This is a genomic window from Pyxidicoccus sp. MSG2, assembly GCF_026626705.1.
GTDB lineage: Bacteria > Myxococcota > Myxococcia > Myxococcales > Myxococcaceae > Myxococcus.
On sequence record NZ_JAPNKC010000001.1, the window covers coordinates 9954627 to 9970026 of the forward strand.

Sequence of the window (15400 nt, forward strand, 5' to 3'; positions counted from 1 at the left end):
GTGGGGGTGCTCACCGTCGGTGCAAAGCCCCGGCATGCTGAACATTCGGCTTGTGGTGGGGCGGGACATGCTGGAGCCTTGTTCCGATGCAGCCAACTCTCCAGGTCATGGCTCCGCTGCTCGTCCTCCTGGTCGTGGGCGGATGCCGGCGTGAGCCCGAAGCGGGTACGGCGCAGAAGGTCGCGCTCCCCGAGGTCGCAGCCCATGCGCTCCGCGCTCCCCAGGACTTCGCCGTCATCGAAGCCCCGGCGGAGCGCTCGAAGGCGCTCTTCCTCGAGGCCAGCCGCGTGTTCCTGCACCCGCGCTGCGCCAACTGTCACCCCAGCGGCGACGTGCCCCTCCAGGGCATGAACGGCCAGCCGCACGACCCGCCCGTGGTGCGCGGGCCGGAGGACAAGGGCGTCGTCGGCATGGAGTGCACCAGCTGCCACCAGGACCGGAACCTGGCGCATGCCCGTGTGCCCGGCGCGCCGAACTGGCACCTGGCGCCCATTGAAATGGCCTGGGTGGGAAAGAGCCCGCGCCATCTCTGCGAGCAGCTGAAGGACCCGAAGCGCAACGGCGGCAAGACGCTGGCGCAGCTCGTCGACCACAACGCCCACGACGGGCTGGTGGGCTGGGGCTGGAGGCCCGGGGCGGATCGCGAGCCCGCGCCCGGAACGCAGGAGCAGTTCGGCGCCATCATCGCCGCGTGGGTGGAGACGGGCGCGGAGTGCCCGAGCGAGGAGGCACGGCCATGACGATTCACGTCCGCGTCAACGGTGTGGAGAAGGAGCTGGAGGTCGACCCGGAGATGCCGCTGCTCTGGGCGCTGCGCGACGTGCTCGGCCTCACGGGGACGAAGTACGGCTGCGGTCAGGCGCTGTGCGGCGCGTGCACCGTCCACCTGGACGGCCAGACGGTCCGCGCGTGTGTGACGCCGGTGCGCCGCGCGGAGGGGAAGTCCGTGACGACGATTGAAGGCCTGTCGCCGGACGGCAGCCATCCCCTGCAGAAGGCCTGGTGCGACCTGGGCGTCCCGCAGTGCGGCTTCTGCCAGGCGGGGCAGATCATGAGCGCGGCGGCACTGCTGGCGAAGAAGCCGAAGCCGACGGACGCCGACATCGACCAGTCGCTCGCCGGCAACCTGTGCCGGTGCGGCACGTACACGCGCATCCGCGCGGCCGTGAAGAAGGTCGCGGGCATCTCCGAGGAGGAGCCATGACCCGGCGGCTCCAGTTGATTTCGCGGCGCTCCTTCCTCGAAGGCCTGAACCTGGCGGTGGGCGGGCTCACCCTGGGCCTCTTCTCCGCCGAGGCGCTCGCGGCCGAGCCCTCCGGACGCACGGGCAGGAAGCCGAAGACGGGCTCCCCTGCGATTGAAGACGGCACCCCGGGACTCAACCCCAACGCCTTCGTCCACGTGGCCCCGGACGGGCTCGTCACCATCGTCTGCCACCGCTCGGAGATGGGGCAGGGCATCCGCAGCTCGCTGCCGGTGCTCATCGCGGACGAATTGGGCGCGGACATGGCCCGCGTGCGCATCCTCCAGGCGGACGGCAACAAGGTCTACGGCGACCAGAACACCGACGGCTCCAGCAGCGTGCGCGGCATCTACGACGACATGCGCCGCGCCGGCGCCACCGCGCGCACCATGCTGGTGGCGGCCGCCGCGAAGCGTTGGAAGGTGAAGCCGGAGGACTGCGAGGCGCGAAACCACGCCGTCTTCCACCGCGACGGGAAGCGGACGCTGGGCTTCGGTATGCTGGCGGACGAGGCGGCGCGGCTGGCCGTCCCCGAGGCGAAGTCCGTCAAGCTGCGGCCGAAGGCCGAGCTGCGCAACGTGGGCCGGCCGCTGCCGCTGCTGGACGGGCCCGCCTACGTCAATGGCTCCGCCGTCTTCGGCGCGGACGTGAAGCTGCCGGGCATGCTCGTCGCGGTGATTGCGAGGCCCGCCGTCGTGGGAGGGAAGGTGGCGCGGTACGACGCGGCGAAGGCGCTCGCCGTCCCGGGCGTGAGGCGCGTGGTGGAGCTGCCCGCGCCCGAGAAGCCCTACGTCTACCAGCAGTGGGGTGGGCTGGCGGTGCTGGCGGAGAACACCTGGGCGGCAATGCAGGGCCGCGCGGCGCTGGACATCACCTGGGAGGACGGAGCGAACGCGTCGTACGACTCGAAGCAGTACCGCGAGGCGATGACGGCGTCGGTGCGCGCGCCGGGCACGGCGGTCCGCAACGTCGGTGACGTGGACAAGGCGCTGGCCGGGGCGGCGCGCGTCGTCGAGGCCGAGTACTACACCCCCCACTTGCCGCACGTGCCCATGGAGCCGCTCGTCGCGCTGGCCCGTGTGGACGGCGACTCCTGCGAGGTGTGGGCCCCCACGCAGAACCCGCAGGACGCGCAAGAAGTCGCCGGGGGCATCCTCAAGATTCCGCCCGAGCAGGTGACGGTCCATGTCACCTTCCTCGGCGGCGGCTTCGGCCGCAAGTCGAAGGCGGACTTCATCGCCGAGGTGGTGTGGCTGGCCCGCGAGGCGGGCGTCCCGGTGCGCGTGCAGTGGACGCGCGAGGACGACGTGCGCAACGACTACTACCACTCGGTCAGCACCCAGCGGCTGAGCGCGGGCCTGGACGCGGACGGCAGGGTGGTGGCCTGGCGCCACCGCACGGCCTTCCCGCCCATCGCCTCCACCTTCTCACCGGCGAGCCGGCCCAGCGCGCGGGACTTGAAGCAGGGCGTGACGGACCTGCCGCTCGCCGTGCCCAACGTCCGCGCGGAGACGTGTGAGGCCCCCGCCCACGTGCGCATCGGCTGGCTGCGCTCCGTCTACAACATCTTCCACTCCTTCTCGGTCAACTCGTTCGTGGATGAGCTGGCCCACGCGCGGGGCGTGGACTCGCGCGACCTGCGCCTGGAGCTCCTGGGGCCGCCGCGCGTGGTGACGAAGGAGGAGCTGGGGGTCCGCGAGCTGGACAACTACGGCCAGTCCCTGGACGAGCACCCCATCGACACCGGGCGCATGCGGCGCGTCGTCGAGCGGGTGACGAAGCTTTCGCGCTGGGACGAGCGCAAGCAGGACGGCCGGGCGCTGGGGCTCGCCGCGCACCGCAGCTTCCTGTCCTACGTGGCCGTCGTCGCGTCGGTGGTGAAGGACGCGGCTGGCAGGCTCCGCGTCGACGAGGCGTGGGTGGTGGTGGATGCCGGGACGGTCATCAACCCGGACCGCGTGCGCGCGCAGATGGAGGGCTCGGTCATCTTCGGGATGAGCCTGGCGCTGCACGGCGAAATCAGCATGAAGGGCGGCGCGGTGGAGCAGTCCAACTTCCGCGACTTCAAGCTGGTGCGCATCAACGAGGCGCCCCGGAAGATTCACGTCGACATCGTCGAGAGCGACGGTGCGCCCGGCGGCATCGGCGAGCCGGGGGTGCCTCCCGTCGCGCCGGCCATCGCCAACGCCGTCTTCGCGCTCACCGGCACCCGCGTGCGGGAGCTGCCCCTGGCGCGCTCGCTCCAGGTCTGACGTCCCCCGCGGGCGGCGGTGCGCGTTTCAGTGCCTCGCCGCGCCCGATGGCTGCCGCCCCATGGCGAGCGGCAGCTCCACGGTGAAGGTGGCGCCCTGGCCCTGCTGGCTCTCCGCCAGGATGGTGCCCTGGTGCGCCTCCACGATGCGGCGGCTGATGAAGAGGCCCAGGCCCAGGCCACCGTAGTTGCGGGTGGAGACGGCGCGCCCGAACTTCTCGAAGATGCGCGCCAGGTTCTCCGGGGCGATGCCGATGCCCTCGTCCCGCACGCTGAAGCGGGCCCTGCCGTCCGCCTGCTCCGCCCGGAGCACCACGGGCCGGCCCGGCCCGTATTTGATGGCATTGGACAAGAGGCCACGCGCCACCTGCTCCAGCCGGTGCCGGTCCCACCAGCCCACGACGGGCTTCGAGGACTCGACGACGAGCTCGCACCCGGCCTGGGCGGCCTGGGTCCGGAACTGCTCCGCCACCGCGCGCAGGACGGACGTCAGGTCCATCGTCTCCCGATTCAGCGACAGCGCCTCGCCGGTGAGCTGCGTCACGTCCAGCAAATCGTTGATGAGGGCGGTGAGCTTGCGAATCTGCAAGGAGGCATTCTCCGCCGTGGACAGCACGCGCTCCCGGAGTCTGCCCACCGGGACGTCCGCGCGGGCCTCGCGCGCCAGCCCCTGGAGCTTTATCTGCAGCGGAGTGAGCGGCGTCTTCAGCTCGTGGGAGGCCACGGTGAGGAACTCGTCGCGCAGCCGCACGGATTCCTGGAGCCGGGCCTCGGTCTGCTTGAGCCGCGTCACGTCCTGGAGGGCGAGCACCACGGTGGCCGGGTGGCCGTGCATCGCCGGGAGCAGCTCCGAGTCCGTGAGGAGTGAGTACGTCCCTGCCTCCGTGTGCCAGACCGCGGGGACCTGCTGGAGTCGCTCGCCGCGCGCGGCCCGCGCTCCGGGAATCTGCTCCCCGGGAGTGGGCCGCCCCGCGTCGTCGGTGATGCGGTACACGGCGTCGTAGCCCTCCGTGGGGATGCCCAGCGGGAAGACGCCACCTGCCATCCGGTGGGTGGCCTGGTTCGCGAAGAGGGCCCGTCCGGTGCCGGGCTCTATCAGCATGAAGGGGATGGGGAGGAGGTTGAGCACCGACTCCAGCCACTGCTGCTGGTTGGACAGGTGCGCGGCCAGCTCCTCCGCTCTCTTCCGGGACTGGACGTGCTCCGTCACGTCCATGGAGAAGGACATGACGGAGTCCACCTCTCCGTCGGCGTCGCGCAGCGGCACGTAGGCGATGTTGAAGTAGTGGTCCTCCCGCACGCCGTCTCCACGGGGGTCCACCCGGGCGAGGACCTCGTGCATGTCGAGGGGCTTTCCGGTCTCGTAGACGTGCTGCAGCTCCCGGGAGTAGTCCTCGCCATTCCGGCTGCGCTTGACGAGGTCCCTCAGCGACCGGCCGGTGAGCTCCACCCCATAGGCATGCCGCCGGTAGAGGGGATTGACGAGGGTGAAGACCTGGTCGGGGCCGCGCAGGATGGCGATGGACGCCGGGACGTTCATGAGGACGTCGTAGAGGCGCGCCCGCTGGGCTTCCACCTCGGCCTCCGCCCGCTTGCGGTCCGTGATGTCATGCACGAGGGCAACGAAGCCCTTCACCTGGCCCTGGGGCGTGCGCGTGGGGACATAGGAGGACTGGACGTGCAGCATCCGCCCGTCCCGGAGCGTCAGGGCGCTCTCGTAGCTGACGGTCTCCCCCGCCAGGGCCCTGCGCATCCAGTCCTTCAGGTGGGCATACCCCATCTCGCCGGACAGCCCGCGCACCGGCTGGCCCGCCAGTTCCTCGGGATTGAGCCCGAACCACGTATCGAACGCCCGGTTGCAGAAGACGTAGCGCTCGTCGCGGTCGACGTAGGCCACCAGGGCGGGGAGTGCGTCGGTGATGGCGCGCAGTTGATGCTCGCGCATGCGCACCACCTCGCGGCTCTGCTCCAGGGCTTCCTTCGCGAGCACCTGCTCCGTCACGTCGCGCTGGGTGCCCCACACGCGCACCAGCATGCCGTGCTCCACCACGCCGACGAGGTTCGCCATCCGCACGCGCTCCGCGCCCGACGACTTGTCCACCTGGCGCGTCTCCACGTTCTCCATCCGGTAGCCGAGGCGGATGAAGGGAAGGACCGCCTTGTCGACGTGGGCCGGGTCCTGGGTGAGCATGGCAATCATCTGTTGCAGCGTGGTGCCCACCATCTCCGGCGCGGACGCGAAGCCCGTCATGCGCGCCATCGTCTCGTTCGTCTCGGCGACGGCGCCCCGGGCCAGCAGTGCCTGGACCTGCGCGTCCTCGGGCAGGCGCGTGTCGATGGGCGGCTCGATTTCCAGCCGCCAGATGCCCTCGGTGCTCTGGGCGACGAAGGTGCGGTAGCGCTCGTCGCTCTCGCGGAGCGCCTGGGTGGTTCGCCGCAGTGAGCGCTCGGCGTGCTTGTGTCCGGTGACGTCCTCGGCGGTGGAGATCCACTCGCGCACGAGGCCCCGGTCATCGAACACCGGGACGCTGCGGATGACGGTGTCGCGGTAGGAGCCGTCGTGGTACCGCAGCCGCGCCTCGCCCCGGTAGGGGTCTCTCAGCTCGAGGGCCGCGGCCCACTCCGACACGAAGCGCGTGCGGTCGCTCGGGTGGATGGCGTCGAGCCAGCCCAGCCCCAGGTGGGCGTCATGGCTCTGCCCCGTGAAGGCGAGCCAGTGGGGCGCCGGCTCCACCAGCTCCCCCCGGCCGTTGGTGGTCCACACCGTCTGCGCCACGGACTCCACCAGGGAGCGGTAGCGCTGCTCGCTCATGCGGAGCGCCTGTTCCGCGTGCTTCGACTCCGTCGTCTCCACCACGGTGATGCCGACGCCATGGGTGGCGCCGTTGGCGCCGTGCACGGGGTAGTAGTTCACCAGGAAGCAGCGCTCGGCTCCGCTGTCCTTGTAGGTGGAGCCGACCACCTCCAGGTTCAGGGCCGGCTGTCCCGTCTCCAGGACCTTCCGGTAGTGCGGCTCGACGAAGGGCCACAGGTCGGGGATGACGTCGCGCACCTGGCGGCCCAGATGGGCCTGACGGGGCAGCCCGTTCATGTCGGCCAGGGTGTCGTTGATGTGGATGAAGCGCAGGTCCAGGTCCACGAAGGCCAGGCCCACCGGAGCGCTCGCTACCATCGTCTCGAGGAACAGTCGGGACTGTTCCTCGGAGACGCCCTCGATGGCTTCCCTGTCCGTCATGCTCACGCCATGACCCAACACGTGCGCCCCTCCAAAGGGTTTCACCCTGGAGGAGTCCGCGGGGTGGTGGTGCCCGCTCGGCCCCTCCAGCCGGGGCACCCTTCCTGGAGTGTGCGCATCTCGGATGCCCGTCGGGAGAAGCGGGCCGGGAGGAGGCGCCTCGTGCCCACACCCGCCCGGTCCGGGCCTCGACTCCACGGCGGAGCGGGCAGGGCGCTCGCACGGGCGCCGCCCGCCTCCGGCTGTTCCTGGCAGGGGTGACCGCCGGGCCCGAGAGGGCGCCAGAGGGCACGTACGTCCGGTGGGTCTCGGTGAGCCGCTCGTAGACGCCGAAGAGACTCCCAGGACTGGGACTGAAGCTCGCGGGCCGGGACATGACGGGGAGGGCAACCAGGCGCCCGCCCCGTCCGGGCCCTGCGAGTCGCGCTCAGCAGCTCAGGATCATCTGGATGTAGTCGACGGAGGATGCGTCCTGCATCTGGAACTGGAGCATGTCGCCCACGAGGTTCATGTTGAGCGGCATGCACATGGTGGCGACCTGGCCCGGGTTCCACGAGGGCTGGAGGTTGGGCACCACCGGCACGTTGGCGACCTGCGGGAAGCTGTAGACGCCGAAGTCGGTGTTGTAGATGGTGACGCGGTCGTTCTGCGGGACGCCCACGAGCGCGCGGGCGCGGAAGCACAGCTGCAGCGTGCAGTTGGCCGCGAAGCAGCTGCGCAGGCCGTGGCGCAGCGTGGCCACCGTGTGCTTGCCGGACGTGCCGTCATCCAACGTCTTGAGCATCGCGGTGGGGATGCCCTGCCCGTTGAGGTAGGTGACGAAGTCCGGCAGGGCCGTGGGCGCGTAGGGAAGCGGGTCCGGCCCACCGGCGAAGTTGTCGATGGTGCCGAAGGTGACGGTGGTGACGCCGGGACACACGGCCTGCTCCTGCGTGCCGGTGGACTCGTCAGCGGTCTCCATCTCGTCCACGGGGCCACAGGCGACGAGGGCGAAGGGCAGCACGGCGAACAGCGAGCGGCGGAACATGGGGGACCTCCAGTGCGGCGGGTGGGGGGAGGAGCATGGTTGCTGCCTCCACCCCGCACAACGAATTCCCCGGCAAATCTTCCTGGGCCATTTTCGCGTCCGGGCCCTGGCGCAACGCGGCGGGCGCACGAGGCCTTGAAGCCGGGAGGCCACGGTGGGAATGCTTGCGGCCTCTCTCTTCCCCCAGAGGTGCCCTCCGCATGCCCCGCTCCCGCCTGTCGCGCAGCCTCGCCGTGCTCTGCCTCACCCTGGCCACGCCGGTGCTCGCGGGTGCCGAAGAGGCGGCTCCTCCCGCGCGTGAGCGCGAGGCCGCGCTGCTCGTCGGCACGGTGCTCGGAGGGACGCCGATGCTGGAGGACCTGCGCTCACTGGTGGACGAGGTGGGTGGCCGCGCCACCGGCTCGGACGCCAACCGCCGCTCCGTGGAGTGGGCACTGGAGCGCTTCAAGGCCGCGGGCGTGACGGCGCGCGCGGAGCCCTTCCGGATGCCGGCGCTGTGGCTGGAGCGCTCCGCCGCCGCCACGGTGCAGGGCCCGGGCGTGCGCTTCGCTCCGCGCGTGGCCGCGATGCCGTTCTCCGCCGCGACGACGAAGGGCGGCTTCAAGGCCCCGCTGGTGGACCTGGGGCGCGGCACCGAGGCGGATTTCAAGCGCACGGGCGAGAAGGTGCGCGGCGCGTTCCTCCTCGTCGAGACGGACGAGCTGCGCGACGTGGACGGCCTGTTCCGCGAGTACAACGAGGCGACGGACATCGAGTCTCGCGCCTTCGCCGCGGGCGCGGCCGGCGTCGTCTACATGGGCAGCCGGCCCGGCAACCAGCTCTACCGCCACAACGTCTCCGTGGGCCCGAAGAACACGCGCCCCATGATGGTGATGGAGCGCGACGGCGCGAAGCGCGCGCTGCGCCTGCTGCGCTCGGGCACGTCGCTCACGCTCACCGCCGCGCTCGATTTGCAGACGGGCGGCCCCTACGAGTCGCGGAACGTCATCGGCGAGATTCGCGGCGCCACCCGGCCGGACGAGGTCGTCGTCATTGGCGCCCACCTGGACAGCTGGGACCTGGGCGGTGGCGCGCTGGACAACGGTGCCAACGTGGCGATGCTCATCGACCTCGCGCGGCAGATGCAGCGGCTGGGCCTGAAGCCCGAGCGCACCATCCGCTTCGCCCTGTGGAACGGCGAGGAACAGGGCATGAACGGCTCGGCGGGCTACGCGCGCACGCACGCCGCGGAGCTGGACGGGCACGCGATGACACTGTCGGTGGACATCGGCTGCGGCCGCATCACCGGCTTCTTCACCAATGGCCGACCGTCGCTGGTGCCGCTGGTGGACAAGGCGCTGAAGCCCGTGGAGGGGCTGGGGCCCTTCGCGCAGGTGGACGTCCCGGTGGTGGGCACCGACAACTTCGACTTCATGCTGCACGGCGTGGCCAACCTCATCGCCAACCAGGAGGCGGCCACCTACGGGCCCAACTATCACGCGCGCTCGGACGAGTTCGAGCAGTGCGACGCCCGGACGCTGCGCACCAACGCGGCCGTGGTGGGTGCGCTCACCTGGGGCTTCGCCAACATGGGCGAGAAGCTGCCCCGCCAGAGCCGCGCCGAGGTGGAGGCGCTCATCAACAGCACCGACCTGGGCCAGCAGATGAAGTCCTTCAACGTCTGGGACGAGTGGGCCGCCGGCACCCGCGGCCGCGCCCCCGAGCGCCCGGCGGCGCCCGCCACCCGCTGACGCCTCAGTGCACGCCCCGCTCGGCGAGCCACGGCTCCAGGACGTGGCGCCGACGCTCCCACTCCGGCACTCCAGCAACGGCCTCTCGCCGTGCGAGTCGCGGCCCACCCCGATTTCAGTGTCCGTCCGGGGGGCATCCGGGCCAGCGGGCCCTGGCTGGGGTGGGCTGGAGGGGCATGCATCGGCTGCTCGCTCATTCTCATTCTTCAGGCCATGAGGACTGGACCGTTGAGGCCGTCATTGGCCCTGCTGCTCGCGCTCGCCACGCCCGCGTTGGCGGCCGAGGTGGATGGACAGGAAGGTGTGGAAGGCCCCATCGACGAGCTGTTCCTGGGAGATGAGGCCCCCCTCAACTCGCGGCATGAGTTGGAGGCGGGCAGCGGACTCGACTGGGAGGAGGACGACGGCGAGGCCACCTTCGAGGTGCCGCTGCATGTCGAGTACGGACTGAGAGACTGGCTCCAGTTGGAGGCCGAGGCAGAGCTGTCCCCGGAGGGCGGGGCGTCCACGCTCGAGGAGGGCCGCGTGGGGGCGAGCCTGGCCCTGGTGAATGACGGTAGGCGCGGGCTGGCGGTGTCCACGGGCGCGGAGGTGCTGGCGACGCGGGACTCGCCGGACGAGTCGATGCGTCCGGGCCTGGCGCCCTTCCTGCTCGCGTACAAGGACGTGGGACCGGTGGGGCTCAACGCGAGCGCCGAGCTGGACCTGTTGCCCGCGAGCGGCGGCCGCGATGGCACGGTGCAGCCGGACCTGAGCGTGGGCGTGGTGTTCGGGGACGGAGCACTACGGCCCATGGTCGAGGCGGCGTGGCGCAAGGAGCAGGGGACGAATACCGGCATCGTCTCTCCGGGCCTCTACGTGCACCCGCTGGAGTCCGTGGAGGTGGGCGTCTCCGTGCCGTGGCGGTTGCAGCGGGGTGGGGAGAGCCGCCTCGGCGTCAGCGCCCTCCTCACGTGGAGCGGTGGCGGCTCGGATTGAGGCCCGCGTGTCGCTCTTTCAGAGGGGTGTCGGGGCGACATGTCGAAAGCCCCGCGCGACACGTCGGCGCGGGACGCCGAACCGGTGCTTCAGAGAGAGCTCCGTGCGGGCACGTCGCTTGCTCCAGGGGCGGGCATCCCCCACCCACTGGAGGCACCATGGCGAACGAGGCGAAGGACCCCACGCGGCTGAAGCAACTCCTCGACGAGGGCATCCGCTCCTATCTCGGAACCGATTCGCCCATTGGCGTGTCGGCGGCCCTCATGGTCGGCGGCGTCCGCGCGTCCATGACATCGGGGCTGGCGGACCGCGAGGCCCAGCGCCCGGTGCGTGAGGACACGCTGTTCATCATCGGCTCGGTCCAGAAGACCTTCACCAACACGCTGGCCGCCGCACGCATCGTCGAAGGGAAGCTGTCGCTGGAGGACCAGGTGACGCGCTTCCTCCCGGAGGAGGTGCGGAAGGAGGGGAGCGTCATCCGGCAGGTGACTCCCGCCAACCTGGGCACGATGACGGCAGCCATGCCCGCGCCCAATGTGCCGGGCCGTCCCGCGCATGCGCTCTACATGGGTCAGCCCCCCACGGCGCAGCTCCTGGACTTCTGGAAGAAGTTCAACCCCGAGCGGCACATCGGCACGAGCTACCTCTACGCGAATGTGAGCGAGGTGACGCAGGGCTTCACCGCCGTCGCCGCCGCGGGCCAGACGTATCCGGAGCTGTTCGCCCAGGACATCCAGGGGCCGCTGTCCATGCGTGACACGGTGGTGGACGTGAGCGGCATCTCACCGGAGCGGATTGCGCAGGGCTACACGACGTCGGGAAAGCGCGTGGGCTTCCGGGGCGTGGGCTTCAATTCCACCGCGAGCGACATGCTGCGCTTCCTGGAGGGCAACCTGTTCCGCGTGCAGAGCATGCCGCTGCTGACGTACCGGGCCATGAGTCTCGCGCACCAGCCGCGCTTCCAGATTTCGCCTGGCACCTCCATCGGCATGGCCTGGTACACGCACGAGGTGGGGCAGGGCGCGCGCGTGGTGAGCAAGGCTGGCGGCAACGCGGGCTTCGTTGCGTGGATTGGCTTCATGCCCCAGTACGCCGCCGCCGTGGTGCTGCTCACCAACGGGCACCCCTCCAGCGCACGGGCGGCGGACGCGGGCACCGCGCCGAAGTCGCTGCCCGCCACCGGCCGGGACATCCTGCTCAGGGCCGTGGGGCTGGAGCGCGCATCGCTCGCGACCTTCGAGGACCCGGACGGCGGCATCCAGCCGGACGCCGAGGAATGAGTGACCATGGGACTCCGGCCTGATGGAGCCCCGGCACGTTCAATCCCGGTCGGGCGCTCCCAGGGGGAAGAGCGGCCGGAACGGCCTCGCCTCCTCCACTGCGCGGGCGAAGGACGGGCGCGCGAGCAACCGCGCGCGGTAGGCGCGCAGCACGGGAAAGGCCTCGGAAATCCGGTGCGTCCAGTCCGCGTAGAACAGCGAGGGCGCGGCCGCGCAGTCCGCCAGCGTGAAGTCCGCGCCAGCGACGGCCCACGTCCTGCCGGCGAGCTGCCCTTCGAGCCATGCATAGGCGAGCTCCAGCTTCTGCGTGGCAAAGGCCAGTCCTTCCTGGCGCTTCACCGGATCCCCCGTCAGCGCCCCGCCTACCGCGTGCTGCACCACGTTCATGACGTGCAGGTCGAAGAAGCGGTCGAAAAAGCGCACGTCCAACGCGGCCATCGGGTCCGCGGGCAGCAGGCGCACGGGGCCGGGATGCACGAGCTGCAGGTACTCGATGATGATGCTGGTCTCGACGATGTTGCGCTCGCCGTCCACCAGCAGCGGGAACTTGCCCAGCGGCCAGCGCCGCAGCCACTCGGCCGAGTGCTGCGGCGTCTCCGGTCCGATGCAGCGGGACTCGAAGGGGGTGCCATTCTCGTACAACGCGATGAGCACTTTCTGCGTGTACGAGGAGAAGGGATGACCGTAGAGCGCGAGCGACATCGTGGGAGTCCTGGTTCAGACCACTTGCGGATTGCAAGTGATTTGAATCCTGCTCCTACCACTTGCATCCTGCAAGGAGTAATCTCAGGAGAATGGCCGTGTCACAGACAGGGCGCTCCGGCTGCCCGATCAACCTGACGCTCGAACAGCTCGGCGACCGCTGGAGCCTGATCGTCATCCGCGACGTCATGTTCGGAAACCGGCGCAGCTACGGCGAGCTGCTCGCGCAGAGCGAAGAGGGCATCGCCTCGAACATCCTCGCAGACAGGCTGAAGCGCCTGACCGCGTACGGCCTGCTGACGCGACGCCCCGACCCGAAACACCGGCAGAAAGGCATCTACAGCCTCACCGAAGCGGGCATCCAGCTCGTGCCGCTCCTCGCGCACATGGGCGCCTGGGGCCGCCGGCATACGCGCCCGAGCAGGGAATTGTCCGTGCGCGCGGAGCTGCTGGAAAAGGGCGGCGCTCCGCTTTGGAACGCCTTCATGGACGAGCTGCGCCACCTGCATCTCGGAGCGCCGCGTCCGGCGCGCTCGGTGTTCGGCGAGCTGCAGGCCGCCTACGAGAAGGCACTGGCGCGCCGTGCCCGCTAGAGGAAGCCTGTAGGAGCCCAGGCCCGGCGCGTCGAACCCTTCGCCGGGCTGAGGTCTGCCAACACGCGCTAGCCGAGCTCCACCCGTCCATCCGCCCCCACCCGCAGCACCACCTGTGCGGGTGGTGCGCTCGCATGCGCGGCGAGCCACTGCGCCAGGGGCGTCACCACGTGTTGCTCCACCGCGCGCTTCAGGGGCCGGGCGCCGTAGCGCGCGTCGAAGCCGGTGCGCGCGAGGTGCTCCACGACGTCCTCCCCGAAGGACACCTTCACGCCACGGCGGGTGAGTCCCTCGCGCGTCAGGGCCGCCTCCAGCGTGCGCCGGGCCAGCGCCCGGATGACCTCCGGCGTGAGCGCGCGGTAGGGCACCACCTGGTCCAGCCGGTTCAGCAGCTCGGGACGGAAGAAGGCGGTGGCGGCGCCCAGGTAGTGCTGCTCCAGGTCGCGCACGCTGCCTCCGCCAAAGCCGACCGAGCGCCCCGCGCTGTCCGCCCCCAGGTTGCTGGTGAGCAGCACCACGGTGTTGCGGAAGCTGACGGTGCGGCCGGTGCCGTCCGTGAGGCGCCCCTCGCCCAGCACCTGCAACAGCAAATCGTGGACGCCCGCGTCCGCCTTCTCCACCTCGTCCAGCAGCACCACGCCGAAGGGCTGCTCGCGCACGCGCCGCGCGAGTCCGCCCTGCTGGCCGCCCACCTCGCCCACCAGCCGTGCGGCGCTGCCCGGCGCCGCGTACTCCGCCATGTCGAAGCGGGCCAACCGGGCCGTGTCGCCGAAGAGGTACTCCGCCAGCGCGAGCGCCGACTCCGTCTTCCCCACGCCGGTGGGGCCCAGCAGCAGGAAGGCGCCCAGCGGGCGCGACGGGTCCGCCAGTCCCGTCTTCAGCGTGACGATGAGGTTGCGCAACAGCAGCGTGGCCTCGTCCTGGCCGACGATGCGCTCGCGGAAGCGCCGCAGCAGCGCCTCCGGGTCCAGGCGCACGGACGTGTCCACCAGCTCGCGCGGGTAGCCGGTGCGGGTGCAGAAGGCGCGCGTCACCCCTGCCGCGTCCACCTCGCCGGTGGCGGAGGGCTGGGTGCTGGCCGAGCGCAGCAGGGACACCGCGCCACCGGGCGGCGGGCCGTCTCCGAAGCGCTCCGTCAGCTCGGCTGCGCGGTCCAGCGCGTCCAGGGAGAAGCGCACCTTGCGCGCGCGGGCCACCCGCTGAGAAGCCTGCTGGAGTGCGGCGCGCGCGGCCACGGAGGCCAGGGGCGCCACCGAGAAGTGCCGCAGCGCCTGCAGGAAGGCCCCATGGGTCCGCTCCGCACGGGCCACGTCCTCCGGCGTGGCCTCCAGCACCAGCGCCACCTCGCCGCCCTCCAGCGCCGGCAGCAGGTGGCGCGCCACGTCCAGGCCCGTGTCGCCGCCGCCCAGCGAGAGCAGCTCCGACAGGCTGTCCAGGTGCAGCACCGCGCGGCGCACGCGGAGCGCCTCCACCATGCGTTGCACACGCTCCTGCCACTGCCCCAGGTAGCGCATGCCCGCCATGATGCGGCCGCCCGACGTGCTGTACACCTCCAGCCCGTGCAGCGGATTGCCGGCCGCGGCGCCTTCCGCGCGCTGCACCAGTTCGTGCACCAGCGCCGTCTTGCCCACCGATGGAGGCCCCACCAGCAGCACGCTGGCGCGGGTGCTCGCGGTGACGGCCTCGGCGAGCCGGGCCACCTCTGTGTCGCGCTCCCACGCCCGCTCCAACAGTCCGGCGCGGGCCTCCTCGTTGAGGCAGCGGCTGGCCTCGGCGAGCCCCGGGGGCGGAGGCGGGCGCTTCGGCTGCTTCGCGGCCTCCTCCACGGCACGGGCCTTCGGCGTCTGCTTCATGCGCGACGGCACCGACAGCGTCTCCACCGACTCCTCGCCCAGGTACGCCAGTCCGTGCAGCCGCTCCAGCGGCGCGAGGTACAGCTCGTGACGGACCAACTCCTCGACGTACGGCTCCAGGTCGGCCACGTCCTCCAGCGTGCCCTCCACGCCCACGCGAGGCACCCACACCCGCAGCGGCCCCTTCGCGTCACCCTTGCGCACGGCCCGGGCGCCGCGGCGTCCGCCATGCGTCACCACCGTCAGGCGCAGGGGCACGGGCAGCAGGCGCCCGTGTTGCATGGCGCGCACGGTGAGGGCCATGCGGCGCTGGCGCAGGTCCGCCCAGTGCGTCACCTCGTCCCACAGCTCGCCACGCCGCAGGAGGCGGCCCACCACCTCCGCCAGGTCGAGCCGCGCGGTGTTCAAGTCACTGGCGAACGAGGCCAGGTGCGGGTGCGTCAACACATGGGCCGCCACGCCCAGTCCGGGGTAGCGGCGCACGAAGAGGTGGAAGTCCTTGTCCATG

General features: G+C 71.2%; 11 protein-coding genes. 7 read left to right on the forward strand and 4 right to left on the reverse strand.

From position 1 onward, the window contains the following. The first annotated feature begins 86 nt into the window (after positions 1-86). Genes OV427_RS38780 through OV427_RS38790 form a run of 3 tightly spaced genes read left to right on the forward strand, consistent with a single transcriptional unit; the run spans position 87 to position 3495 of the window. On the forward strand, positions 87-740 hold the full coding sequence (locus OV427_RS38780) for an Isoquinoline 1-oxidoreductase subunit (protein ID WP_267861268.1): 654 nt from the start codon (positions 87-89) through the stop codon (positions 738-740). Further along, complete coding sequence (locus tag OV427_RS38785; protein WP_267861269.1) at positions 737-1204, forward strand: (2Fe-2S)-binding protein; 468 nt, start codon at positions 737-739, stop codon at positions 1202-1204. The genes OV427_RS38780 and OV427_RS38785 overlap by 4 nt, the downstream gene beginning before the upstream one ends. Further along, positions 1201-3495: a xanthine dehydrogenase family protein molybdopterin-binding subunit gene (locus tag OV427_RS38790; protein WP_267861270.1), complete on the forward strand. Its 2295-nt coding sequence runs from the start codon at positions 1201-1203 to the stop codon at positions 3493-3495. The genes OV427_RS38785 and OV427_RS38790 overlap by 4 nt, the downstream gene beginning before the upstream one ends. 27 nt (positions 3496-3522) lie before the next feature. Here the strand turns inward: OV427_RS38790 and OV427_RS38795 are convergent, their stop codons facing one another. Next, a complete protein-coding gene (locus OV427_RS38795) occupies positions 3523-6729 on the reverse strand; it encodes a PAS domain-containing protein (protein ID WP_267861271.1) in 3207 nt (1068 codons plus the stop codon). A gap of 427 nt (positions 6730-7156) precedes the next feature. Continuing rightward, positions 7157-7756 (reverse strand): hypothetical protein, encoded by a 600-nt coding sequence (locus OV427_RS38800; RefSeq protein WP_267861272.1) that lies wholly within the window; start codon positions 7754-7756, stop codon positions 7157-7159. 200 nt (positions 7757-7956) lie between these two features. Between OV427_RS38800 and OV427_RS38805 the strand changes: the two genes are divergently transcribed. The 3 genes from OV427_RS38805 (at position 7957) to OV427_RS38815 (ending at position 11744) form a co-directional block, all read left to right on the forward strand. Further along, positions 7957-9486 (forward strand): M28 family metallopeptidase, encoded by a 1530-nt coding sequence (locus OV427_RS38805; RefSeq protein ID WP_267861273.1) that lies wholly within the window; start codon positions 7957-7959, stop codon positions 9484-9486. 240 nt (positions 9487-9726) lie between these two features. Beyond that, positions 9727-10464 (forward strand): hypothetical protein, encoded by a 738-nt coding sequence (locus OV427_RS38810; RefSeq protein WP_267861274.1) that lies wholly within the window; start codon positions 9727-9729, stop codon positions 10462-10464. Positions 10465-10622: 158 nt separating this feature from the next. After that, positions 10623-11744, forward strand: coding sequence for a serine hydrolase (locus tag OV427_RS38815; RefSeq protein WP_267861275.1), 1122 nt, complete (start codon positions 10623-10625; stop codon positions 11742-11744). A gap of 39 nt (positions 11745-11783) precedes the next feature. On the opposite strand, the gene OV427_RS38820 is transcribed toward OV427_RS38815, so the two are convergent. Further along, positions 11784-12446, reverse strand: a complete 663-nt coding sequence (locus OV427_RS38820) for a glutathione S-transferase family protein (protein WP_267861276.1) — start codon at positions 12444-12446, stop codon at positions 11784-11786. 92 nt (positions 12447-12538) lie between these two features. Here OV427_RS38820 and OV427_RS38825 point away from each other — a divergent pair, with 92 nt between their 5' ends. Beyond that, positions 12539-13039, forward strand: coding sequence for a winged helix-turn-helix transcriptional regulator (locus OV427_RS38825; protein ID WP_267861277.1), 501 nt, complete (start codon positions 12539-12541; stop codon positions 13037-13039). A gap of 68 nt (positions 13040-13107) precedes the next feature. On the opposite strand, the gene OV427_RS38830 is transcribed toward OV427_RS38825, so the two are convergent. Beyond that, complete coding sequence (locus OV427_RS38830) at positions 13108-15399, reverse strand: AAA family ATPase (protein ID WP_267861278.1); 2292 nt, start codon at positions 15397-15399, stop codon at positions 13108-13110. Position 15400: the final 1 nt, after the last annotated feature.